Source organism: Streptomyces spiroverticillatus (assembly GCA_014650415.1).
Lineage (GTDB): Bacteria > Actinomycetota > Actinomycetes > Streptomycetales > Streptomycetaceae > Streptomyces > Streptomyces spiroverticillatus.
This window is the reverse complement of record BMUX01000001.1, coordinates 243346-267362: the sequence shown is the minus strand read 5'-3', so window position 1 is coordinate 267362 and position 24017 is coordinate 243346. Positions and strand designations below refer to the sequence as shown.

General features: G+C 71.7%; 20 protein-coding genes. 13 read left to right on the top strand and 7 right to left on the bottom strand.

Translation table 11 applies throughout. From position 1 onward, the window contains the following. Positions 1-131 precede the first annotated feature (131 nt). Together IE269_RS01240 and IE269_RS01235 are read left to right on the top strand one after the other, a co-directional pair. A complete protein-coding gene (locus IE269_RS01240; protein ID WP_189820773.1) occupies positions 132-1937 on the top strand; it encodes an amidohydrolase family protein in 1806 nt (601 codons plus the stop codon). 18 nt (positions 1938-1955) lie between these two features. Beyond that, positions 1956-2648 carry a YczE/YyaS/YitT family protein gene (locus IE269_RS01235; RefSeq protein ID WP_229897383.1) on the top strand — a complete coding sequence of 231 codons (693 nt, stop codon included), beginning with the start codon at positions 1956-1958 and terminating at the stop codon, positions 2646-2648. Positions 2649-2715: 67 nt separating this feature from the next. Here IE269_RS01235 and ychF read toward each other — a convergent pair whose 3' ends face one another. Beyond that, on the bottom strand, positions 2716-3804 hold the full coding sequence (gene ychF / locus IE269_RS01230) for a redox-regulated ATPase YchF (RefSeq protein ID WP_189820772.1): 1089 nt from the start codon (positions 3802-3804) through the stop codon (positions 2716-2718). A 373-nt stretch (positions 3805-4177) separates the two neighbouring features. On the opposite strand from ychF, the gene IE269_RS01225 reads away from it, so the two are divergent. Next, entirely contained in the window at positions 4178-4681 is a 504-nt protein-coding gene (locus IE269_RS01225; RefSeq protein ID WP_189820771.1) for a DUF6542 domain-containing protein, read from the top strand. Positions 4682-4744: 63 nt separating this feature from the next. Here IE269_RS01225 and ppgK read toward each other — a convergent pair whose 3' ends face one another. Both ppgK and IE269_RS01215 read right to left on the bottom strand, forming a co-directional pair. Then, a complete protein-coding gene (gene ppgK, locus IE269_RS01220) occupies positions 4745-5482 on the bottom strand; it encodes a polyphosphate--glucose phosphotransferase (protein ID WP_189820770.1) in 738 nt (245 codons plus the stop codon). A 54-nt stretch (positions 5483-5536) separates the two neighbouring features. Next, a complete protein-coding gene (locus tag IE269_RS01215) occupies positions 5537-6526 on the bottom strand; it encodes a 4-hydroxy-3-methylbut-2-enyl diphosphate reductase (protein ID WP_189820769.1) in 990 nt (329 codons plus the stop codon). An 87-nt stretch (positions 6527-6613) separates the two neighbouring features. Here IE269_RS01215 and IE269_RS01210 point away from each other — a divergent pair, with 87 nt between their 5' ends. The 4 genes from IE269_RS01210 (at position 6614) to IE269_RS01195 (ending at position 11927) form a co-directional block, all read left to right on the top strand. Continuing rightward, positions 6614-8053 carry an APC family permease gene (locus tag IE269_RS01210; protein ID WP_189821333.1) on the top strand — a complete coding sequence of 480 codons (1440 nt, stop codon included), beginning with the start codon at positions 6614-6616 and terminating at the stop codon, positions 8051-8053. Between the two features lie 28 nt (positions 8054-8081). Further along, complete coding sequence (gene xseA / locus IE269_RS01205; protein WP_189820768.1) at positions 8082-9299, top strand: exodeoxyribonuclease VII large subunit; 1218 nt, start codon at positions 8082-8084, stop codon at positions 9297-9299. A 42-nt stretch (positions 9300-9341) separates the two neighbouring features. Beyond that, the gene (locus IE269_RS01200; RefSeq protein WP_189820767.1) at positions 9342-9569 is read left to right on the top strand and encodes an exodeoxyribonuclease VII small subunit; all 228 of its coding nucleotides are present in this window, start codon (positions 9342-9344) and stop codon (positions 9567-9569) included. A 681-nt stretch (positions 9570-10250) separates the two neighbouring features. Next, on the top strand, positions 10251-11927 hold the full coding sequence (locus tag IE269_RS01195; protein ID WP_189820766.1) for a sigma-70 family RNA polymerase sigma factor: 1677 nt from the start codon (positions 10251-10253) through the stop codon (positions 11925-11927). Between the two features lie 17 nt (positions 11928-11944). Here the strand turns inward: IE269_RS01195 and IE269_RS01190 are convergent, their stop codons facing one another. Then, entirely contained in the window at positions 11945-12760 is an 816-nt protein-coding gene (locus IE269_RS01190; protein WP_189820765.1) for an isocitrate lyase/PEP mutase family protein, read from the bottom strand. Between the two features lie 210 nt (positions 12761-12970). On the opposite strand from IE269_RS01190, the gene IE269_RS01185 reads away from it, so the two are divergent. The 6 genes from IE269_RS01185 to IE269_RS01160 all read left to right on the top strand — a co-directional run bounded on the left by IE269_RS01185 (position 12971) and on the right by IE269_RS01160 (position 19806). Beyond that, positions 12971-13900, top strand: coding sequence for a DUF4190 domain-containing protein (locus IE269_RS01185; protein ID WP_189820764.1), 930 nt, complete (start codon positions 12971-12973; stop codon positions 13898-13900). Between the two features lie 139 nt (positions 13901-14039). Beyond that, a complete protein-coding gene (locus IE269_RS01180) occupies positions 14040-14792 on the top strand; it encodes a GntR family transcriptional regulator (protein ID WP_189820763.1) in 753 nt (250 codons plus the stop codon). Positions 14793-15029: 237 nt separating this feature from the next. Then, positions 15030-15209 (top strand): SPOR domain-containing protein, encoded by a 180-nt coding sequence (locus tag IE269_RS01175; RefSeq protein WP_189820762.1) that lies wholly within the window; start codon positions 15030-15032, stop codon positions 15207-15209. Positions 15210-15378: 169 nt separating this feature from the next. Next, on the top strand, positions 15379-15786 hold the full coding sequence (locus tag IE269_RS01170; RefSeq protein WP_189820761.1) for a (deoxy)nucleoside triphosphate pyrophosphohydrolase: 408 nt from the start codon (positions 15379-15381) through the stop codon (positions 15784-15786). Between the two features lie 248 nt (positions 15787-16034). Beyond that, positions 16035-16472 carry an ATP-binding protein gene (locus IE269_RS01165; protein ID WP_189821332.1) on the top strand — a complete coding sequence of 146 codons (438 nt, stop codon included), beginning with the start codon at positions 16035-16037 and terminating at the stop codon, positions 16470-16472. An 802-nt stretch (positions 16473-17274) separates the two neighbouring features. Then, positions 17275-19806: a SpoIIE family protein phosphatase gene (locus IE269_RS01160; RefSeq protein ID WP_189820760.1), complete on the top strand. Its 2532-nt coding sequence runs from the start codon at positions 17275-17277 to the stop codon at positions 19804-19806. An 18-nt stretch (positions 19807-19824) separates the two neighbouring features. Here IE269_RS01160 and IE269_RS01155 read toward each other — a convergent pair whose 3' ends face one another. The 3 genes from IE269_RS01155 to IE269_RS01145 form a co-directional block, all read right to left on the bottom strand. Further along, positions 19825-20535, bottom strand: coding sequence for a PspA/IM30 family protein (locus IE269_RS01155; protein WP_189820759.1), 711 nt, complete (start codon positions 20533-20535; stop codon positions 19825-19827). 78 nt (positions 20536-20613) lie between these two features. After that, on the bottom strand, positions 20614-22761 hold the full coding sequence (locus IE269_RS01150; RefSeq protein WP_438817515.1) for a TPM domain-containing protein: 2148 nt from the start codon (positions 22759-22761) through the stop codon (positions 20614-20616). Between the two features lie 102 nt (positions 22762-22863). After that, entirely contained in the window at positions 22864-23928 is a 1065-nt protein-coding gene (locus IE269_RS01145) for a LacI family DNA-binding transcriptional regulator (RefSeq protein WP_189821330.1), read from the bottom strand. Between the last annotated feature and the right edge of the window lie 89 nt (positions 23929-24017).

The following is a 24017-nucleotide window of genomic DNA, read 5'->3' as shown; positions in this document are numbered from 1 at the left end:
TGAGTACGGTCCGTGCGAAAACGGCTGCTTGTCAGCAACGGTCTCCTGCAATTCCATGTTCTCGACGCACCGGGCCGACGGACTCCCCCGAAACGGCAGTCGCGTCGTACGAGCGAGGGAGCGAGGAATTCATGGTCCAGGTGGAGAACCCGAGCCGCATGGGTGGAACCGGCGGAACGGACGCCGTCTCGGTGCACGACGAACACGTACGTACGATCTTCAACATCCTGCAGGGTGAGGAAACCGCCGATCTCCTGCTGCGGAATCTGCACGTTCTCGACGTCCACAGCGAGACCGTCTTCCAGGGATCGATCCTCGTCCACGGGCAGCGCATCATCGCCCTCAACCCCGACGAATCCATAGTCCGGACCCGCGAGACATTCGACGGCCAGGGCCTGTACGCGATTCCCGGACTCATCGACGCACACCTGCATTTCGACGCCCAACTGGCCCACCCCGCCGCATTCGGCGAAGCGATCGTCCCCAGCGGCACGACGACGATATTCGCCGAGACCCTCGATTTCGCGAGCGCGGCCGGCGACGAGGCTATCGAGGCGGTCCGGGCCCTCTTCAAGGACCACGAGAAACTCCCGTACCGCATCTACGCCTTCGCCCCCGGCAAGAAGACCTCGGTCGAGGTGACCGAGGCCATGCTCGCGATGGACCCGGTGATCGGCCTCGGCGAGCTGGCCCACCTCTCGTACATGACGGGCAACGACGACGACTTCCGCAGGTCCGCCCTCGGCCGCGCCAACGGCGGCTGGGTCAACAGCCATTGGGGCGTAACGGCCCTCTCCGACATGCTCCTCAACTACATGCCCGCCATCGGCGCCCACAACAACCACGACGTCTGGAACGAGGAGGACATCGAGAAGAGCGTCCGCTACGGCCTGAACACCCAGATCAAGTTCGGCGTGGGCAGCCCCGAAGTCATCCGGACCATGCTGCGCGCCATCGTCAAGCGCCGCTGGCCGGCCGAGAACTTCCAGCTCTGCGCGGACAACATCTCCGTCGACCGGGTCCTCAAGCAGGGCCACATCGACTGGGTGATCTCCCTGGCCGTCGAGATGGGCATGAACCCCATCCACGCCATCAAGATGGGCACGCTCTACGCCGCCCGGTCCTTCGGCATGGACAACGAGTTCGGCTCCCTGGCCCCCGGCCGCTTCGCCGACATCGTCCTGACCGACAGCCTCTCGCGCATCAACCCCCGCTACGTCTTCAAGGGCGGCACCCTCGTCGCCCAGGACCGCAAGCTCCTCACCTCCACCGACCTCTCCGGTCTCGACTACTCCGGCATGGCGAAGACACCTCGCCCCGGCCTGACCGACCTGACCCCCGACGAACTGGACCTCACCCCGATCGAGGTGTCCGCCGACGGCACCCGCGCCAAGGTCCTCCTCTTCGACGTGTACGGCCGTGGCCACCTCAAGTTCGCCCAGGAGGTCTGGGTCCCCTACCGGGACGGCCAGGTCGTCCCCGAACTCGACGGCACCCCCCTCAACCGCATCTCGGTCGTCCAGCGCTACACGGACGGCTCTCAGGGCCCGGACGGCTCGGGCCGTGAACGCCACGTGGTCAACGGCCTGTTCAAGGGCGTCTCCATCTCCCGCGGCGCCGTCTCGACCTTCTGGCCGGCCCCCTACCCGTACTTCGTCTCGGTCGGCTCCGACAGCACCGAGATGCACGCCAACCTGACCCTCCTGGACACCCGCGTCGGCGGCTGCCTGGTCACCGAGGACGGCCTGCCCCAGGCCGAACTCGACCTGCCCCTCTACGGAGTCATGGCCGACACGGACCTCTCCGGCCTGCTCGCCGCGACCCGCTCCATCGACGCGGCACTGGAGGAACTGGGCCACCACAACGAGGGCGAGCCGGTCGTCAACAAGCTCCTGACCCTCTTCATCTCCCTCGACCGCTTCGGCTTCATGCACTGACGAACGAGGAGCAGCCCCGTGTTGCAGAACGAAGAGGAAATCGGCGTCGTCGACACCGGAAGCCTGACGCGGCGGTGGATCACCTACGCCGTCGGCATCTACCTGCTGACGTTCGGCGTCAGCCTGGCCATCCGGGCGGGCATCGGAATCTCACCGCAGAGCAGCCTCACCCGCACCATGACCCTGGTCTTCCCGTCCATGAGCCAGGGGACGTTCAACTTCATCCTCGAACTCCTCATGCTCCTGCTGACCTACCTGGTCATGCCGAAGGCCTTCAAGCTCCGCAACTTCCTCTCCCTGATCCCCGCCCTCGCCCTGGCCTCGTTCCTGGACCTGAACCTCAAACTGACCCAGTGGATCGTCCTGGACGCCTACGCGGCCAAGTTCACGCTCCTGGTCCTCGCGGACGCGACGCTCGCCTTCGGCCTGTTCCTGATGATCCGCGCCAACCTCGTCCTCATGCCGGTCGACATGTTCGTCAACACCGTCTTCCAGCGGACGGGCTGGAAATGGGGCAACCTCAAAACGTCCTTCGACTGCACCCTGCTGGTCATCTCGGCCGCCGTCGGCCTGATCTGCCTGGGCTCACCGCACTTCATCCGCGAGGGCACGATCATCAACGGCATCCTCGTCGGCCAGTACATCCGCCTCTACTTCATCCTCTTCCACCGCTTCTCCCCGAAACCGGCCCAGGCCCCGGACCCGGCCTGACCCCACCACGCAAAAAGCCCCCGGGCCCCGTGCGTTCACCGCACGGGGCCCGGGGGCACTTCAGGAATCAGACGTTGAAGCGGAACTCCACCACGTCGCCGTCCTGCATGACGTACTCCTTGCCCTCCATGCGGGCCTTGCCCTTGGCGCGGGCCTCGGCGACGGAGCCGGTTTCGACCAGGTCGGCGAAGGAGATGATCTCGGCCTTGATGAAGCCCTTCTGGAAGTCGGTGTGGATCACACCGGCCGCCTCGGGGGCCGTGGCGCCCTTGGGGATGGTCCAGGCGCGGGTTTCCTTGGGGCCTGCGGTCAGGTAGGTCTGCAGGCCGAGGGTGTCGAAGCCGACGCGGCCCAGGGTGGCGAGGCCCGGCTCTTCCTGGCCCATGGACTGGAGGAGTTCGAGGGCCTCGTCGTCGTCGAGCTCGATGAGCTCGGACTCGATCTTGGCGTTGAGGAAGATGGCCTCGGCGGGGGCGACCAGGGCGCGCTGCTCGTTCTTGAAGTCCTCGTCGACCAGCTCGTCCTCGTCCACGTTGAAGACGTAGAGGAAGGGCTTGGTGGTGAGGAGGTGCAGCTCGTGGAGCAGGTCGCCCTGCTCGGTGCCCTTGGTGATGCCCGCGGAGAAGAGGGTCTCGCCCGATTCGAGGATCTTCTGGGCCTTCTCGACCGCCGCGAGGACGGCGACCTTCTCCTTCTGGAGGCGGGACTCCTTCGTGAGGCGGGGCACCGCCTTCTCGACGGACTGGAGGTCGGCGAGGATCAGCTCGGTGTTGATCGTCTCGATGTCGTCCTTGGGGGACACCTTGCCGTCGACGTGGACGACGTTCTCGTCCTTGAAGGCGCGGATGACCTGGCAGATCGCGTCGGACTCGCGGATGTTCGCGAGGAACTTGTTGCCCAGGCCCTCACCCTCCGAGGCACCGCGGACGATGCCCGCGATGTCCACGAAGTCGACGGTGGCGGGGAGGATCTTCTGCGAGCCGAAGATGCCCGCGAGGACGTTCAGGCGCGGGTCCGGGACGCCGACGACGCCGACGTTCGGCTCGATGGTGGCGAACGGGTAGTTGGCCGCCAGCACGTCGTTCTTGGTCAGGGCGTTGAACAGGGTCGACTTGCCGACATTCGGCAGACCGACGATTCCGATCGTGAGCGACACGTTGGCGACTTCCCGTAGCGGAGAGAGGAGAGCTGGTTGCGGCCCGGGACGGGCCGACCGATCTCCCAGTTTACGGGCGGGTGGGTGGGGGTGTCGTACGGGGAGGAGCGGGGGCGGAGGGTAGGAGCGGGGTGCCCGCCGGGTGGGCGCGGTGTGTGGATGTGTCGAACTCAGTGCCAAGGTCGGCCAAAGGGCGTGTCCAAGCCCGGAATACGCCAGTCCGGCGACCTACGTTGGTCCGGTGGAGCATCCCAGGACCCGACCCCGCCCCCCGCAGCGCAGGCCGCACGTCGCCGCGCAGGGGGTCACTGCCGAAGCCTCGGCCGTCTACCGGAGCTCCGGGGGAGGAAGGACCGCGCGGCCCGTACCGCCCGTGGTACTCGCGTTGCGGAGGCTGCCCAATCCACGGCTGACGGGGCTCGGCGGCGGGCTCTTCGCGGTGGCGGTCATGGTGGTGGTGGGGCTCGTCGACCAGTGGCTCGTGGACGGGTCGCCGGTTGTGTACGGGGTGCTGTTTCTGCCGGTCAGCCTGCTGACTGCCCTGTGGGTTCGGCCCGCGGACCTGGTGACCGCGCCGATCAGCGTGCCGATCGCCTTCGCATGCGGGCTGGTGCCCATCGCCGGGGGCACGGACGGTTTCGGGAGCCGGCTGATGGCCGTCGTCACCGCGCTCGCCGTCCACGCCGGATGGCTGTACGGAGGCACTCTCGTCGCCGGTCTGGTCGCCAGCGTCCGCAAGGTGCGCCGGATGGCGCGCAGGCAGGCCGAGCGGGCCGCCGCGGCCGCACCGCAGGCCGCCGTGGCCCCCGCCGCCGTACGACCGCAGGCACCGGCGCGGGCGGGCGGCGTACGACGGCCGCGGCCGCGGGTCGAATAGACGCGCGGGCAGACGGAGCGGGGCCGCCGCAGCCGCGGATCGAACGGGCGCGCGGGCGCGTGCTCAGCGTTTGGCGGCGGCCATGGCGGCTCCGACGATTCCCGCGTTGTTCTGGAGCTGGGCGGGGACGATCTCCGCGCGGATGCCCTCGATCAGGGGGAGGAACTTCTCGGCCTTGCGGCTGACGCCCCCGCCGATGATGAAGAGCGACGGGGAGAAGAGCATCTCGACGTGCGCGAGGTACTTCGTGACGCGCTTGGCCCAGTGCTCCCAGCTCAGGTCCTCGTCCTCCTTGGCCTTCGTGGAGGCGTTCTTCTCGGCGTCGTGGCCGTGCAGCTCCAGGTGGCCCAGCTCGGTGTTGGGGACCAGCCTGCCGTCGAGGAAGAGGGCCGAGCCGATGCCCGTACCGAAGGTGAGGAGCAGAACCGTGCCCTTGCGGCCGGCGCCCGCGCCGAAGGTCATCTCGGCGACGCCCGCCGCGTCCGCGTCGTTCAGCACGGTCACCGGCATGCCCAGGCGTTCGCCGAGCACCTTCTGCGCGTCCAGGTCCACCCAGCCCTTGTCGACGTTGGCGGCCGTGCGGGTGATGCCGTCCGTGACGACGCCGGGGAAGGTGATGCCGACCGGGCCCGACCAGCCGAAGTGGTCGACGACCTCCTTGACGCCGTCGATCACGCTGTCGGGCGTCGCCGGGTGCGGGGTCAGCACCTTGTGCCGCGGCTCGGCAAGGTCGCCCCGCTCCAGGTCCACGGGAGCGCCCTTGATGCCCGAACCGCCGATGTCCACTCCGAACACGTTCATGGACACCACGTTACGACGCAGCACTGACAGGGGCCCCGGAAAGCCCCCCGGCGCCTACTTGCTGCCCAGTGCGGCGGCCTCCGCGCGCAGGTCGCGGCGCAGCTCCTTCGGGAGCGAGAAGGTGATCGACTCGTCGGCCGTCTTCACCGTCTCGACGTCGCCGTAACCGCGCTCGGCCAGCCACTCCAGCACGCCGTCGACCAGGACGTCCGGCACGGAGGCGCCCGAGGTCAGGCCGACCGTGGTGACGCCCTGAAGCCAGGCCTCGTCGATCTCCGAGGCGAAGTCGACCAGGTGCGCGGCGGGGGCGCCGGCGTCCAGGGCGACCTCGACCATGCGGATCGAGTTCGAGGAGTTCTTGGAGCCCACGACGATGACGAGCTCGGCGTCCTCGGCAAGCTTCTTCACCGCGATCTGGCGGTTCTGGGTGGCGTAGCAGATGTCGTCGCTGGGCGGCGAGAGCAGGTTCGGGAACTTGCTCTTCAGGGCGTCGACCGTCTCCATCGTCTCGTCGACGGAGAGCGTGGTCTGGGAGAGCCAGACGACCTTCGACTCGTCGCGCACGGTGACGTTCGCGACGTCCTCGGGGCCGTCGACCAGGGTGATGTGGTCGGGGGCCTCGCCGGAGGTGCCGATGACCTCCTCGTGGCCCTCGTGGCCGATCAGGAGGATGTCGTAGTCGTCCTTGGCGTACCGGACGGCCTCCTTGTGCACCTTGGTGACCAGGGGGCAGGTGGCGTCGATCGTCGCGAGGTTGCGCTCGGCGGCCTCGGCGTGGACGGTCGGGGCGACGCCGTGCGCGGAGAACATCACGATGGAGCCCTCGGGGACCTCCGCCGTCTGCTCGACGAAGATCGCGCCCTTCTTCTCCAGGGTCTGCACGACGTACTTGTTGTGGACGATCTCGTGCCGGACGTAGATCGGCGCACCGTACTGCTCAAGGGCCTTCTCGACGGCGATGACGGCGCGGTCCACGCCCGCGCAGTAGCCACGGGGGGCGGCAAGCAGGACACGGCGGGCAGAGGAGGAAGTCATGTCTCCCATCGTAAGGCCGTGCTCAAGAGGCTAAAGATCGCGCCCGGGGCAACACTGGAGTGGTTGATCGACAGACGTACGGCGGAGCGAGGAACGATGGCGGGGAGTCCTGACGGGGCGGCAGGTACGGCAGGGGCCGAGGGTGCGGGGCTGAAAAGGAGCCTCGGGTTCCGGGACCTGGTCGTGTACGGGCTGCTGTTCATCGCGCCCATGGCCCCGGTCGGCGTCTTCGGCACCCTCGACGCCAAGTCGCACGGCTCCGTCGCCCTCGTCTACCTCGTCGCGACGGTGGCCATGGGGTTCACCGCATTCAGTTACGCGCAGATGGTGCGGGTCGTCCCCCGCGCGGGCTCCGTCTTCGCGTACGCACGTGCGGCGCTGGGGGAGGGGCCGGGGTTCGTCGCCGGGTGGATGGCGATGCTGGACTACCTGCTGATCCCGGCGGTGGCGTACCTGTTCTCCGGAATCGCGCTGCATGCCCTGGTGCCCTCGGTGTCGCAGTGGGTGTGGACGGCGCTGGCGGTCGTCGTGACGACCGCGCTCAACATGTGGGGCGTGCGCGCTGCCGCCAGGGTCGGCTTCGCGGTGCTCGCGCTGGAGATCGCCGTGCTGGTGGTGTTCGTGGTGGCCGCCGTGGTGGTGCTCGTACGGGACGGGGCGCACCGGGACTGGCTGTCGCCGCTCACCGGTGACGGGTCGATGGGCGCGTTCTCTCTCGCGGCGGTGCTGGGGGCGGTGTCGGTGGCCGTGCTGTCGTACCTGGGCTTCGACGCGATCGCCTCCTTCGCGGAGGAGGTGACGGGGGGTTCCGCGCGGGTGGCCAGGGCGGTGCTGCTGTGCCTGGCGATGGTGGGTGTGCTCTTCGTCGTACAGACGTATCTGGTGGCGCTTCTGTCACCGGTGACGGCGGCGGATTTGGCGGCCGATCCGTCGAAACAGGGGACTGCTTTCTACAGTGCTGTCGATGATTCGGTCGGGCAGTGGCTGCATGATCTGGTCGCTGTGAGCAAGGCGATCGGGGCGGCCTTCGCGGCGCTCGCCGGGCAGGCGGCGGCGGGGCGGCTGCTGTTCGCGATGGCGCGGGAGCGGCGGCTGCCGACGCTGCTGGCACGGGTGGACGAGAAGTCCGGGGTGCCGAGGGTGGCGCTGGGGCTCGCGGCCACGGTGACGCTGGTGGCGGCCGTGTGGGCGGCGTCGCGGGGCGACGGGATGGACCACCTGGTGTCGGTTGTCGACATTGGTGCTCTGACCGCGTTCGTGCTGCTGCACGCGTCGGTGGTGGGCTGGTTCGCCGTACGGAGGATGGACGGGCCGCCGGTGTGGTGGAAGCACGTGGCGGTGCCGGTGCTGGGAGCGGCCATCGCGGTGGCGGTCATCGTGGAGGCCAGCCGGACGGCGCAGGTGGTGGGCGTGGTGTGGCTGCTGGTGGGACTGGTGGTGCTGGTCGCCCAGCGGGGGCGGCGGGCGGGGGGCGGTGCTGGTGTCGTGGCCGGTGGCGATGCCGGTGGCGATGCCGGTGGCGATGCCCGTGCCTGATGTCAGTGCCGCCCGTTAGCCTCGGTCCATGGCTCTCAATACGTCAGCGGACGCGCCTTTGCCGGTCGGGCAGGTCTCCCGGTTGATCGGGGGATGGATCGACCGGCTCGGCGCCGTGTGGGTCGAGGGACAGATCACGCAGTTGTCGCGGCGGCCGGGGGCGGGGGTCGTCTTCCTGACGCTGCGCGATCCGTCGAATGACATTTCGGTGGCTGTGACCTGTTATCGGCAGGTTTTTGATGCCGTCGCGGACGTCGTGTCGGAGGGGGCGCGGGTCGTCGTCCACGCGAAGCCGGAGTGGTACGCACCGCGCGGGCAGTTGTCGCTGCGGGCGAGCGAGATCAAGCCGGTGGGCATCGGGGAACTGCTGGCCAGGCTGGAGCAGTTGAAGAAGTCGCTCGCGGCGGAGGGGCTCTTCGCGCTGGACCGGAAGCGGAGCCTGCCCTTCCTGCCGCAGCTGATCGGGCTGGTGACCGGACGGGCGAGCGCCGCCGAACGGGACGTGCTGGAGAACGCGCGGCGGCGGTGGCCGGCCGTCCGCTTCGAGGTGCGCAACGTCGCCGTGCAGGGGGTGCACGCGGTGCCGCAGGTGGTGCAGGCCGTCAAGGAGCTGGACGCGCTGCCCGAGGTGGACGTGATCATCGTGGCGCGGGGCGGGGGCAGCGTGGAGGACCTGCTGCCGTTCTCGGACGAATTGCTGGTGAGGGCGGTGGGGGAGGCGCGGACGCCGGTCGTCTCGGCCATTGGGCATGAGCCGGATTCGCCGTTGCTGGACCTGGTAGCTGACGTCAGGGCGTCGACGCCGACGGATGCGGCGAAGAAGGTCGTGCCCGACGTGGGGGAGGAACTCGACCGGGTGCAGGGACTGCGGGACCGTGCACTGCGGACCGTACGGGGACTGCTCGACCGGGAGGAGCGGGGACTGGCGCACGCGCTGGCCCGGCCGGTGATGGAGCGGCCGCAGCGGATGGTCGAGGACCGGGAGGACGAGGTCGACGCGCTCCTGGCGCGGAGCCGGCGGACGGTCCGGCACCTGCTGGACCGGGCGGACTCCGAGCTGTCGCACACCCTGGCGCGCGTGGTGTCCCTGTCGCCTGCGGCCACGCTGGAGCGGGGGTACGCGGTGCTCCAGCGGGAGGACGGGGCGGTGGTGCGGTCGGCGCAGGACGTCGGGGTGGGGGATGTGCTGCGGGCGAGGGTCGCGGAGGGGGAGTTCGGGGTGCGGGTGGACGGTGTCGAACGGTGAGCTGGGGTGGTGTTGTCGGACCTCGTACGTAGGGTGGAGCGCATGGCCAAGACGGATGAAGCTGCGGCGGCGACGGGTGCCGAGGTCGGGTACGAGCAGGCTCGGGACGAGCTGATCGAAGTGGTGCGGAGGCTGGAGGCGGGGGGGACGTCGCTGGAGGAGTCGCTGGCGTTGTGGGAGCGGGGGGAGGCGTTGGCGAAGGTGTGCAGGGGGTGGCTGGAGGGGGCTCGGGCTCGGCTCAACGCTGCGCTGGAGGCTGAGGAGGGGTAGCGCCTTCTGGGGCGGGGGGTTGGCCCGGGCGGGGCCATTTGGGGGGCCCGCACTTTGCTCTGCCGAGGTCCTTTGGTGCCGGGGCCGCCGGCTCTTCGGGCGAGTCCCCTTGGGTGGCACCCTCTTTCCGCCGAGCCCCCTTGGGTAGCGGAGCCTCCCCCTCCCCTCCCTAGCCCCTTTGGGAGGCAGGACCGCCCCACCCCTCCCTTTTCCCTCAGCCCCCTTGGGCGGCGGGGCCGCCCCCCGGGGGCGGCCCGCCCGATCCGGGCCCGCCCCGATCCCGGCCCCTGCCCGCACCTTGCACGCAGGGTGCACGCGCCCCGGGGCCCTCGGGGCGCCTCCCCGTGCCGGGCACGTGAAGCCCCGGCCCGCTGGGCCAAAGGGTCCCCAGCCCCGCCCCTTCACCTAAACCCGCGGGGCAATTGCACGGTTCCGTGCGGGTGCGTCGTGGCTGAGCGCGCAGTTCCCCGCGCCCCTGACGGGGCGCGGGCAAGCAGCCCGGTCGCGCCCGTGCAGCGGTAGGGCTCCGTGTTCGGGAGGGGGGGAAGTTGGGGGTGCGGTTTTTGTTATGGCGGGGGGTGAGGGGGGTCTCCCAGTCGTGGAGCAAGATGCGTGTGCGTGCGCCGAGCGCGCGTACGCAGGCGCGTATCGGGCAATCCGGCGGAGAAGGGGCGGGGAACCGTGAACAGGGAACACGGAGTCGCGAGGGTTCTTGCCGCGCAGAGCGGGGACCCGCAGGCGCAGGACGCCCTCGTCGCCGCCTATTTGCCGCTCGTGTACAACATCGTGGGGCGGGCCCTGCACGGGCATGCGGATGTTGATGATGTCGTGCAGGAGACCATGCTGCGGGCCCTGGACGGGCTGCATGCCCTGCGGATCCCGGAGGGCTTCCGGTCCTGGCTTGTCGCCATTGCCATGAACGAGGTGCGGCGGCATTGGCAGGGCGGGCAGGTGGAGGCCGGGCCTGTGCCGGTGGAGGTCGCTGATCCCTCGGCGGATTTCGTCGGGCTGACCCTGGTGCGGATGGGGCTGTCGGGGCAGCGGAAGGAGACGGTCGAGGCGACGCGGTGGCTCGATGCGGATGATCGGGCTCTGTTGTCGTTGTGGTGGTTGGAGGCGGCCGGGGAGCTGACCCGGGCCGAGGTCGCCACCGCGCTGGAGTTGCCGCCCGACCACACCGCCGTACGCGTGCAGCGCATGAAGGCGCAGCTGGAGACGTCCCGGGTGGTGGTGCGGGCGCTGGCCGCCGTGCCGCTGTGCGGGCAGCTGCGGGACGTGCTCGGGCCCTGGGACGGCGTGCCCTCCGCACTGTGGCGCAAGCGGATCGCCCGGCACGCCAAGGAGTGCGTGGACTGTTCCGGGCACCGGGCCGGGCTGGTGCCCGCGGAGGGGCTGCTCGCCGGGTTCGGCCTCGTTCCGGTGGGGGCGGCGCTCGCGGCGGCCGTGAGTGCCGCCGTGCAGCGCGGCGGCGGCCAGTTCGTACCCGCGGCGCACACGCTCCACGAGACACGGACAGCACAGACAGCACAGACAGCAGACCCAGCAGAGACAGCACAGGCCCCGATGTCCGGGGCGTACGCATCAGAGCAGGAGCACGACGTGCAGCACAACACCCTCCACGGACCCTCCCGGTCCCAACGGCGGCAGCAGCGTACTCGCAGGAAGCGGCAAGCGGTGGGTGCGGCTGTTCTGTTGGGGGTCATAGGCGGGGGGTTCGGCGCGTTCCGGATGTTCTCGGGCGGGGAGGAGGGCGGGGGCAGTACGAGCGTCGCCGATGCCGTGCGGACCGGCGCGCCGGTCGTGCCGAGCGACCCCGCCACGAGTCCCGCCGCGCCGACCCCCTCGCCCACCGCCTCGGCCAGTGCCACCACCAAGCCGAAGCCCACGAAGACCGCCGCCAAGCCGCCCCGGCCCAGCAAGAGCGCGTCGAAGCCCGCGCCGCCGCCGAAGCCGCCCCGTACCACCAATCCCGCCCCGCCCGCGCCGCCCGCCGGGCCCGCGCAGGAGGTCGTGCGGCTCCTCAACGAGGAGCGGGCCAAGGCCGGTTGCTCGGCGCTGACCACCAACTCCCTGCTCCGTACGGCCGCCCAGCGGCACTCCGCGGACATGGTCGCCCGCGGCTTCTTCGACCACACCAACCCTGACGGCGACGGCCCCGGCGAGCGCGTCACCGCCGCCGGGTACAAGTGGTCGACGTACGGGGAGAACATCGCGGCCGGCCAGCAGACCCCCGCCGCCGTCATGGAGGCCTGGATGAACAGCTCCGGGCACCGCGCCAACATCCTCAACTGCTCGTTCAAGGAGGTCGGCATCGGCCTCGCGAACAACCACTGGACCCAGGTGTTCGGGGCGCGGTAGGCCCGGTAGCGCGAGGATCAGCGGGGGAGCAGGCCGTTCAGGTCGCCGTAGGGGATGGCGTCGGAGACGGAGTCGTACGTTCCCTGCTCCAGCAGTTCGCGGGTCGCGCGGCGGGCCACCGCGTACGCCGCTGCCGCCACGTCCGAGCCCAGGCTGATCCGGGCCACGCCCAGCTCCGCCAGCTCGGCGACGCTCGGGGCGCCCGGGCCCACCAGGACGTTCAGCGGGGCGTCGACGGCGGCGACCAGCGCGGCGATCGTCTCCTGGTCGGTCACTCCGGGCACGAAGACGCCGGACGCGCCCGCGTCCACGTACGCCCGCATCCGCGCGATCGTCTCCTGGAGGCGGCCGGACTCCTCGCCGAGCCCGAAGAGGTACGTGTCGATGCGGGCGTTGAGGTAGAGCGGGATGCCGGCCTTGTCGGCGGCGGCCCGCGCGGCGGCGATCCGGCCGGTCTGCTCGGCGGGGGCGCGGTTGCCGTCCTCCAGGTTGATGCCGACCGCGCCCGCCTCGATCACCTTCGCGACGGTCTCGCCGACGCCCTCCGCGGTCTCGGCGAACCCGCCCTCGATGTCGGCCGTCACGGGTGCCTTCACGGCCGCCGCGACCCGGCGGACCAGCTCCAGCGCACGGTCCCGGTCGAGTACGTCGCCGTCCGGCGAGCCCAGGCTCCAGGCGACACCGGCGCTGGTGGTCGCGACGGCGGGCGAACCGGCGTCCTCGACCACCAGGGCGCTGGCGACGTCCCAGGCGTTGGCGAGCAGGAGAGGGGTGCCGGGGCGGCGGTGGAGGGACTGGAGGAGGGTGGCCTTGTCGTGCTGCGTCGTCGTCATGGGGACAGTGCATCAGGTCGGGGCGGTGGGGGCTGGCGGATTTCCGACATGGCCGTTCAGTGCCCTTGCGGCGTGACCGTCGGCGCCCGGAGCCCCTTTCCCGTCCTGTGCCCGGCTTGTCCGCGGAGTGCCGTCGCCGACCGCCCGGCACGTACGATGCGCCGGGGCACCCCCACACCCCCCGCACCCCCGACGAGGAGCACCGTACCGATGGCGATACCGCCGCCGCCCGAGCACCCCTGGAACCCGCCCCAGGAGCCGAGCCCGCAGGGTCCCCCGCCGCACCAGGCGTACGGGCAGTCCCCGTACGGGCAGGCGCCGGGACCGTACGGGCAGCCCGGGCAGTCCCCGTACGGAACCCAGCCCTACGGCGTCGGCCCCTACGGCATGCCGCCCGCGCCGCCCACCACCAACGGGCTCGCCATCGCCTCGCTGGTCACCGGCATCGTCTGCTGCCTGCCCCCGCTGGGCCTGGTCCTCGGCCTCGTCGGGCTGTCGCAGATCAAGAAGCGCGGCGACAGCGGCAAGGGGCTGGCGGTCGCGGGCATCGTGCTGTCCTCGCTCAGCGTCGTGCTCACCCTGGTGATGCTCTTCACCGGTGGCTTCAGCGCGTTCCTGCGCGGCATGGAGCGGGAGGCGAACGGAACCAGCCGCTCCGTCACCGATCTCCGGGTCGGGCAGTGCTTCGACTCCGTCGACGGCTCGCTGGAGGGCACCACGTACGACGTGGACGTCGTGGACTGCGAGGAGGAGCACGACGCCGAGGTGTTCGGCACCTTCGACCTGGCCGACTCGCGCACCTACCCCGGCGACGAGAAGATCAGCGCCATCGCCGACCGGCGCTGCACCACCGCGCAGGAGACCTACACCGGCGGCTCCGAGGTCGACACGGACTTCTACTACCTGATGCCCGATCAGCGCGGCTGGCGGCTCGGCGACCGGGGCGTCACCTGCGTCTTCGGCAACGAGTCCGGGGAGAAGCTCACCGGCTCGCTGCGCAACGGGGGAGACGGCGGGACGGGTGGGACGGGCGGTACCGGCGGGACCGGTGGTACGGCCGGGACTGGCGGCGGGGAAGGGGACACCGGGGGCACCGGGGACGGCGGGAGTGCCGGTTCGGGTGCGAAGGAAGAGGTGTAACGCCCCTCGCCCCTTACCCATGGGAACATGCCTGCGTAAAGCCAAATCATCACTTCGAGTGAAACCCTGGCCTTTGCTTGTGTTCAGCGACCCACGGTTGCCAGGCTGTAGCTGTCTGTCAACCTGATGGGAGTGGCCAGTGACATTCGGTGAGCAGCCGGCCTATCTGCGCGTGGCGAGGGACCTGCGGCAGCAGATCGCCGACGGGAAGCTGCCGCCGCACACCCGGCTCCCCTCGCAGGCCCGCATCCGCGAGGTCTACGGCGTCTCGGACACCGTCGCGCTGGAGGCGCGCAAGGTGCTGATGGCGGAGGGCCTGGTCGAGGGCAGATCCGGCTCGGGGACGTACGTCCGCGAGCGCCCGGTGCCGCGCAGCGTCGCCCGCTCCGCCTACCGGGGGACGGGTTCGACCACACCGTTCCGGCAGGAGCAGGCGGCCGAAGGCACGCGCGGCACCTGGGAGTCGCGCAGCGAGCAGGTCGAGGCGGCGGCGGGGGTGGCCGCCAGGCTGGGCGTCGAGCCGGGCGAGCGGGTGATGCGCACGAAGTACGTCTTCCGGGACGCGGGGGAGCCGATGATGCTCTCCACCTCCTACGAACCTCTGTCCATCACCGGGCGCACCCCGGTGATGCTGCCCGAGGAGGGGCCGCTCGGGGGGTGCGGGGTGGTCGAGCGGATGGCCGCCATCGACGTCGTCGTGGACAACGTGGCGGAGGAGGTGGGCGCCCGGCCCGGACTCGCCGACGAACTGGCGGAGTTGGGCGGGGTGCCGGGGCATGTGGTGCTGGTCATCGAGCGGACGTACTACGCCTCGGGGAGGGCCGTGGAGACCGCCGATCTGGTGGTCCCGGCGGACCGCTACCGGGTGTCGTACCACCTGCCGGTGCGGTAGGCGGGCGGTACGAGGGGCGGCAACTCCCCTCGTACAGCGGTAGATTGACGTACCCGAGGGGGGCGCATCCAGTCGGATGCGCCCCCTCTTCGTCTCCTGGTCGGCGTCAACTCCCCAGTCTTTCTTGGCCAGATCGGTGCCTCTTTGTGAAAACGCATATCCGGTGCGTAAAGGTCAGGCGTAAGGTCGGGCATATGCGTACTGAGGTTTCCTGGGGACCCCTGACGGAGGCGCGCGATGAATGACGGTGGCGACCGGCTTCCGTGGTTGGTGGTGCGGCAGGACGACAACGGCAACCGCTATCGCGTGGGGGCGTACGCCACGCGCGCGGAGGCCGAGCAGAAGGCCGACCAGCTCGACGCCCACGGACACAAGCAGCTCTATCTGATCGAACAGGCTGCGGCGAAGCAGCAGTGAGGGGGAGGAGCGCGGCAGACGCGCGGCGGTGAACCCGATCAATTCCCCGACGCCCGTTCCGCGCCCGTGATCCACATCCGGGACCCGTGCCCGGGACCCGTGCCCGTGACCCGGCCGGACCGTGATCCGGCCGGGTGGGCACACCCGTAACACCCGTAGGCTCCGCACCATGACCGAAACACTTGTCGTGGGCGGAGCCCTGTGCCGTGACGGGCGGCTGCTGGCGGCGCGCCGCAGCGCCCCGCCGGAGCTGGCCGGCCGCTGGGAGCTGCCCGGCGGGAAACTCGAACCGGGCGAGACGCCCGAGCAGGCCCTGGTGCGCGAGCTGCGCGAGGAACTGGGCGTCGAGGCCGAGCCCGTCGAGCGGATTCCGGGCGAGTGGCCGCTCAAGCCGGGGTACGTGCTCCAGGTGTGGACGGCCCGGCTGCTCTCCGGCGAGCCCCGCCCGCTGGAGGACCACGACGAGCTGCGCTGGCTCGGCCCCGACGAGAGCGAATCGGTGGACTGGCTCGACCAGGACCGCCCGGCGGTCGCGGAGGCGGTGCGCAGGCTGCGCGTCTCCCGCGGGGAGGGCTGACGGGGGGTCACGTCGGCCGGCTCCGCATTCGTACGACCGCGTGCGGAGCCTTTTCGTACGGGCTAACGCTGCCGGTCCGCGCGGGTCCGAACGGGGCAAGGGGACCCAGCGCACGGGCGACCTCGTACGCCGTTCGTGCCACAGTGCGCCTATTCCCGGGATAGCCGGAGTCCGATATCGGGTATGTGCTGATTAACCCCCCGAAAAAGGACGCTCCTCTTTGGGGTCCGCTGCGGCTGTTCTGGGATGTGGTCGGCGTGCTGGACATCGAAGGCGCCTGCGCCGAGTGGACCTTCCCTGCCGAGCCCAACGCGGTCCGCACCGCACGGCACGCGGTGCGTGACGCGCTGCGCGACTGGGGCCTGGAGGAGCTGAGCGACGTCAGTGTCCTGCTGGTCAGTGAGCTGGTGACCAATTCCCTGCGGTACGCGTCCGGGCCCATCGGTGTTCGGTTGGTGAGGCTCGCCACCCCCGGGCCCCTGGCCGGAACCGCCGCCGCCGCGTCCGCCGTCCTGCGGGTGGAGGTCTCCGATCCGCTTCCGGATCCGCCGCGCGAGCGGGCCGCGGGACCCGACGACGAAGGGGGGCGCGGAATCCAGCTGGTCGCGTGCTCCGCGCAGCGCTGGGGGACGCGGCGCGGAAAGAGCGGCAAGACGGTGTGGTTCGAGCTGGCTCTGCCCGGTTAGAAGTGTGAAGGGACTTTCGATCACGACGGCATCCGGAAAGCCTCGGCCGCTTGGTGCATTACGGCCGAAAAAGGGCCGGGGAAAGCCCGGGAGGACGTCGCGATCGTGAACGCCGTGCCGACTGGGGCCGCAGTGCTGAATACTGCGGGCAAGGCCGGTTCCGGTGAGGTGAGCTGGAGGGGACGGTCGTGTGAACGAGATACCAGCGAAGGCGCAGACGCCCGGCGAGGCAGCGGGCGGTACTCGCGGCGCTTCCGGTGCGGCCGGCGGCGCTGGCGGTGCCGGTGGTGCGGCCGGTGCCGGAGGAGCGGCCGGTGCCGGAGGAGCGGCCGGGGTCCCCGCACTGCCGGGCCCCGCCGACGCGGACCGGCCGGCCGGAGTGCCGGGGCTTCCCGGGACGCGGGAGGACGCGGCGGCAATGCCCGGGCCTTCCGGGGCGTGGGAGGAAGCGTCTCGGCTTCCCCGCACGCGGGAAGGCGCTGCGCGCACGGACGAGGGACCGCGCGCGGGCACATCGTCCGCATCGTCCGCGTCCGCACGCGCGGACGGGCCCCGGTCCGAGTCCGGTGCCGGTGACGGGTCCGGTGCAGGTCAGGACGTTCCGTACGGTACGAGTACGCATCCGACCGGCGCAGCCCCCGGCAGCGACACGCCCGGCACGGCGAAGGCCGCCCGTGCGGGCGGCACCGACGGGAGCGGTACGGGCCCTGGCGTCGGCGGGTCCACCCCCGACCCCACCAGCGATGCCCCCGCCCACGGCGCGTCCGGCGCGAAGGCGGCCGGAGCCGGAGCCGGGGGCCCGTTGTGGCAGTCCAGTCCGCCCGGGTCGATCTACGACTACATCAAGGTCGCGTCCTTCTCGCTCGGCGCCGACGGGCTCGTCGAGCAGTGGAGCAGGCGGGCCGAGGAGCTCTTCGGGGTGCTGGCGCGGGAGGTCGTGGGGCGGGACCCGGTCGAGGTGTTCATGCCCGAGGAGTACCGGGGGCGCGGGCACCGAGAGGTGGCCGAGATCCTCGACGGCAAGGAGTGGACGGGCCTCGTCCCGTTCCGGATGCCCGACGGTTCCGACGGCGTGGCCGGGGCGGGCGGTGCGGAGGGGGTCGCCGAGATCTATGTGATGCCCAGCGAGACGCAGGAGGGGGAGCGCGGTGCGCTCTGTCTGGTCGTCGACGTGAGGGCACTGCGGCGGATCGAAACCGACCTCGCCGCGTCACAGGCCATTTTCGGTCAATCTCCCTTCGGCTTCCTGCTGTTCGGCACGGACCTCACCGTGCAGCGCACCAACCGCCGCTTCGCCGAGGTGTTCGGCGGCGACGCCGACGCCCACCGGGGCCGTACGGTGCACGACTACCTCGCCGCCCCCGAGGCCGAGCGGGTCGCGGCCGCCCTGCGCCGGGTCCTGGACACCGGCGAGGCGATGACCGACATCCAGATCACCGGCACCGAGCCGGGCAGCGCCGAGCGCCGCCACTGGTCGGTCAACCTCTACCGGGTGCACAGCGGTTCCGGCCGCCCGGTCGGCGTCGCGGGCCTGGCCACCGACGTCACCCGCCGCCACCGGGCCGCCCGCGAGGCCGCCGACGCCCGGCGCAACCTCGCCCTCCTCAACGAGGCGGGCGCCCGGATAGGGAACTCGCTGGATCTGGAGACCACCGCCCGGGAGCTGCTCGGCGTGGCCGTCCCCGGCTTCTGCGACGTCGCCTCCGTCGACCTCTACCAGGGGCTGCTGACCGGTGACGAGGCCCCGCCCGGGGTCACCGACGGCAGTGCCGAGCTGCGCCGGGTCGCGTTCGCCTCGGCCGTCTCGGACGCGCCGCTGGCCGCGCCCGGCTGCGTGGGCCCGGGGGAGGACCCCGCCGACATCCAGGTCGGCTCGGTCCACCGCTACCCCTTCGGCACCCCGTGCGCGAAGGCGCTGCGCACCGGCCGCGCCCGGGTCGTCGCCGGTGAGGAGGGCGACCTGGTGCACTCCACGCTGGCCGTGCCGATGGTCGCCCACGACACGGTGATCGGGCTCGTCCAGTTCTCCCGTACGAAGGGCAGTGAGGCCTTCGGCGAGCGGGACCGGGCGCTGGCCACCGAGCTGGCCTCCCGGGCCGCCGTCTGCATGGACAACGCACGGCTCTACCGGAGGGAGCACGAGCGCGCGCTGATCCTCCAGCGCAGCCTGCTCCCGCCCGGCGACCCCGAGGCCGCCGGGCTCGACATCGCCTGCCGCTATCTGCCGGGCAACACGGCCACCGAGGTGGGCGGCGACTGGTTCGACGTCATCGAACTCCCCGGCCACCGCACCGCGTTGGTCGTCGGGGACGTGATGGGACGCGGGCTGCGGGCGGCCGTGGCGATGGGTGAACTCCGTACGGCGGTGCGGACCTTGGCGCTGCTCGACCTCGAACCCGCCGAAGTGCTCAGCGCACTGGACGAGATCGCCCGCGGACTCGGCACCCCCAGCGGCGCCCAGCAGGCCTCCCGCGCCGCCCACAAGTCCCGCGAGGCGGACCTCTCCGAGGTGTACCTGGCGACCTGTGTGTACGCGGTGTACGACCCGGTCACCCGCCGATGTACGTTCGCCAACGCCGGCCACCTGCCGCCCATGGTGGTCGAGCCCGGCGAGGAGCCGCTGCTGCTCGACGTACCGCCGGGAATGCCCCTCGGTGTCGGCGGCGAACCCTTCGAGGAGGTCGAGGTCGAGCTGCCCGAGGGCTCCCTGCTCGCCCTCTACACCGACGGCCTGGTCGAGTCCCGCGACCACCCCCTGGAGGAGGGCCTGCGCGACTTCCGTACGGCGCTGAGCGGGCCTGACCGCCCCCTCGAAGACGTCTGCGACCACGTCCTGAACACCCTCGACACCCGCCACGGCGAGGACGACATCGCCCTCCTCATGGCCCGCATCCAGGGCCTCCCGGCCGCCTCGGTCGGCGACTGGCGGCTGCCGCGCGAACCCCGCTCGGTGGGCCGGGCCCGCGAACTGGCCCGCGCCCAGCTCGTCTCCTGGGACCTCGAAGACCTCGTGGACACCACGGAGCTGCTGGTCAGCGAGCTGGTCACGAATGCCCTGCGGTACGGCGAGGGCGAGGTGCGCCTGCGCCTGCTCCTCGACCGCACGCTGGTGTGCGAGGTCTGGGACGCGGGCCTCGTCCAGCCGAGGCGCAGGCGCGCCCGCGACACCGACGAGGGCGGCCGCGGCCTCCAGCTCGTCGGGCTGCTCAGCGCCGCGTGGGGAGCGAGGCGCACACCGCGCGGCAAGACGGTCTGGTTCGAACTGGCCCTGCCGGACGGCGAGTCGACGGAGCCCGCCGAACTGACGGTGGATCAACTCCTCAGCATGTACTGATCCCCACTGGTTCTTGCCTCACTTGTTCTTGAGGGCGGCCAGCCTGGCTTCGATCTCCGCGTCGTCGCCCAGGCTGTCCAACTGCTCGAACTGGGCGTCCAGCGAGGAGGCGGCCAGCTCCTGCTTGCCCAGTGCCCGTGCCTCCTCGCGCCGCACCTTGTCCTCGAAGCGGCTCAGCTCGCTCGTCGGGTCGAGGACGTTGATGTTCTTGACGGCGTCCATCATGGAGTTCTGCGCCTGCGCCGACTTCGCGCGCGCCACCAACTCGTCGCGCTTGGAAGTGAGTTCGGCGAGCTTCGCCTTCATCTTCGTCAGGCCGTCCTTGAGGCCGTTCACCACCTCGGTCTGCGCGGCGATCGTCGGCTCGGCGGTCTTGGCCTCCTTCTCCGACTGGAGCTGCCGCTGCAGGGCCACCTTCGCCAGACCGTCGAACTTGTCCGCCTCCGCCGCCGAACCGCCCGCCCGCATCTCGTCCGCCTTCCTGCTGGCGGCCAGCGCCTTCCCGCCCCACTCGCGGGCGGCGTCGACGTCCTCGCGGTGGTCCTGCTCCAGCAGCCGCAGGTTGCCGATGGTGGCGGCGACGGCCTCCTCCGCCTCGGCGATGTTGCCGGTGTAGTCGCGGATCAGCTGGTCGAGCATCTTCTGCGGGTCCTCGGCCTGGTCGAGCAGGGCGTTGATGTTGGCCTTGGCGAGCTGGGTGACACGGCCGAGGATGGACTGCTTGGACATGGTCTGCTCCCTGTCGTGGATGGGGGTGTACGTGTTGCCGGTGAGCCGTTACGAGGCCGTCGCGGCCCGGGTCGGGGCCTAGAACCGCCCCCCGCCTCCCCGGCGGCCCCGGGTGTCGCCGCCGCCGAAGCTGCCGGGGCCCGCGCCGCCTCCGAAGCCGCCGCCGCCCCCTCCTCCGAAGCCGCCCCCGTAACCCCCGCCGCCACGGCTGCCGTTGAGGATTCCGCCCAGGATGATGCCGCCGAGCACGGCCCCGTTCAGGCCGCCTCCGCCGCCGCTTCCGGTGCCGGAGTACGGGCCGCCGAAGCCCCGTACGTCCTGCTCGGCCAGGCTCTGCGCCTCCCGGGCGAGGGCGTCCGCCCGCTGGGCCTCGGCGAGGGCGGCCGGGGCGTCGTCGGCCTCCAGCGCGGCCGACTGCTCCAGGTGGCGCTGGGCCTCGGCGAGGCGGGTGCGGGCTTGGCTGCCGACGGCGCCGCGGTGGGTGGTGATGTAGTCGGCGGCCGCCCCGATCGCGGCGCGGGCGGTGAGGGTGGCCTGCCCGAGGAGGTCCCGGGCCCTGCGTCCGGCGCTCTCCCGCTCGCGGGCCCCGGCGAGGGCCTCGTCGAGCGCGGCGTCCGCCTCCTCGATCCGGCGCAGGGCGTCGATCGGGTCGTACCCCCCGCCCGCCCGCATCTCCTCCCGTACGTCCCGCACGACGGCCTCCGCGCGGGCGATGCGGCCTTGCAGGTCGGCGGTGCTGGTGCCCGGCGTCGTACCGCCGAGGAGCCCGCGGGCATCGGCGAGATCGGTGTCGGTCTCGGTCAACGCCCCCTCCAACTCGCTCTCTGCGTCGGCGAGTTCACGTGCGCGCCGCTCGACGGCGTCCACGAGGGTGCCGGCCTGGTCGACGGCCCCCTCGGCGGCCCGTACGAAGACGGCGGCCTGGCTGTTGTCCCCGGCGACCAGGGCCTGGCGGGCCTGGTTGAGGTTGGTGGTGGCGAAGACGAGCCGGTCCTTGGCCTGCTCGACATGCCCGGCCACGGGGGCGGCGGCGGACGCCGCATACCGCTCGCGCATGGCCGCCAGGGCGGCCTCGGCCGTACTCGTACGACCCGTCAGGCTCCTGAACGCGGCCTCGGCGGTGTCGAGGGCGGCGGGGGCGTTGCGCTCCAGCTCGCGGAGGTGGTCGAAGGAGTCGGCCTCGGAGTCGAGCCGGCGGTTGGCCTCGTCGCAGCGGGCGAGGATCTCGTCCAGCATCCTCCGCTTCGTCGGATCGTCCTCGGGAAAAGCGTCATCGAGCTGCTGCCGCACCTTGAACGCAGCCGTCAGCTCCCCCTTCGCATACGCCAGCGCCTTTGCGAACGGCCGCGCCGCCTCCTCCCCGAACTGGGCGGTGGCGAAACCGAGTTCCTCCTCGCTCGTCCGAATCGCGTCGTCCGTCTCGACCAGGGCCTGCTTGGCGCGGCCGTCGAGCTCGGGCAGCGGGGTGAGAGCGGGGGCGGCCCTCTCGGCGGGCACCGGGGCGTGCTTCCGCTTCTTGCGGCGGCTGTAGACGTACGCGGCCAACGCGCCCGCGCCGCCGACGGCGACGACGGGAAGCACGAGGTCACCGGCGGTGCCGTCCTCGGAGCCGGGGTTGTGGACGCCGGGGGTGATGTTCGGGGTGGGCACGGGGGAGCCGGCGAGCACGGCGGCGTACCCGTCGGCGGCGCCGATGGCGGCCCCGGCCCAGTCGTTCTCGCGCAGGGCGGGCTTGATCGCGGTGCCGGAGACCTCGGCGAGCTGCGCGTCACTGAGCCGGGAGTCGTTGTCCACGGAGTACGCGAACTGCCGGTCCTTCGTCGCGACGGCCAGCAGCACGTCGTCCCGGCCGAGCCCGTTGCGGGTGGCGGTGGTGTCGGCCCAGCTCTGGGCGGAGCGGCCGGAGAAGTCACGGACGTACACGACGAAGAGCTGGAGGCGGTGGTCGGCGTACAGCCTGTTGAGAGCCTTGGCGACCTCGCCGCGCTTGGTGCCGAGGGCGCCGGCCTTGTCGGTGATCTGCCCGTCGGACGACAGCCGTACGGGATCCTCGGCGACCGCCGCTGCCGGGGGCGCGGGCTGCGGGGCTGCCGGGACTGCCGGGACTGCGGGACGCGACGCTGCGGGCTGCGGCACCGCGGCGAGGGCCCCGCCGCCCAGCCCGAGGAGGACGGCCAGCAGGGCGGCGGGCCGGGCGATCCGGGCACGACTCTCGGGAGACGTCACATTTGGGAGGCTATGTCCCCCTCGTCGCCCTCGCGACCGGGCCGGGGCGCGGGCCCCCGCAGGGATGCGGGGTGGTCCCGCATCCCCGCAGGGTCCGCGGGCTCAAGCCCCCGCAGGTCCGCACCCGCAGCTGCCCCGGCGGACCACCGTCACCGGCAGCATCAGGGAAGCGGGCTCCAGGGTGCGGTCGCCCAGGCGGCGGACCAGGAGTTCCACGGCCTCCTCCCCGAGGCGTCGCATCGGCTGGCGGACCGTGGTGAGGGACGGGCGCACCACCCGTCCCAGCGGTATCCCGTCGAAGCCGGTGACCGCGATGTCCTCCGGCACCCGCACCCCCCGCCGCTCCAGCGCGTGCAGTGCGCCCACCGCCATCTGGTCGTTGGCGAAGAGCATGGCCTCGGGGGCCGGGCCCTCCCGGTCCAGCAGGGCTTCCGCCGCCCGCGAGCCCTCCGCCTGGGTCATCGGCTCGGCCCGCAGGTCCGGTGCGGAGGGGACGGGCAGGCCGGTCTCCCGGCAGGCCTCCTGGAAGCCCCGGAAGCGGGCCCTGGCGTCCGGCGACGACTCCTGGCCGCCCACGAAGGCGAGCCGCCGCAGCCCGTGGTCCTCGACGAGGTGCCGGGTCAGCTCCCGTACGCCGTCGGCGTTGGCGACCTCGATGTGGTCGAGGTGGTCGATCTCGCGGGGCCCGGCCAGCATCACGATCGGCAGCCGCTGCGCGATGACCTCCAGGTCGGAGGTCGGCACGGTCTGGGAGAGCACGGCGAACCCGTCCACCCGCCCCGCCACCTGCGCGACCAGGCTCTCCGGGCCGCCCTCCAGGGAGGCGGCGATCAGCAGCGCGTACCCGTGCCGCCGGGCGGCCCGCTCCATGCCCCGGATGATCTGGTCGGAGTAGAGCATGACGACCGCGCCGTCGTCGTCGCCGTCGCCGTCCGGGCCCGCCCCCTCCGCGTCCACGTCCGGGTCCGCGTAGTCCGGGAAGCACAGCCCGAGCACCCCGGTCGTACGGCTGGCCAGGCCGCGTGCGTTGCCGCTCGGCACGTAGCCGAGGCTGCGCGCGGCCTCCAGGACCCGGTCGCGGGTGGGTTCCCGTACGGACTGGGGACTGCGGTAGACCCGCGAGACCGTTGCGATGGAGACGCCCGCCTTGTCCGCGACGTCGTACACCGTGGGCGCAGCACTCACCCGGAACCGTCCGATCCATCAGGCCCGCGCCCACCCATGTAAGCGCATTCAGAGCGCCGTCATAGTAGCGC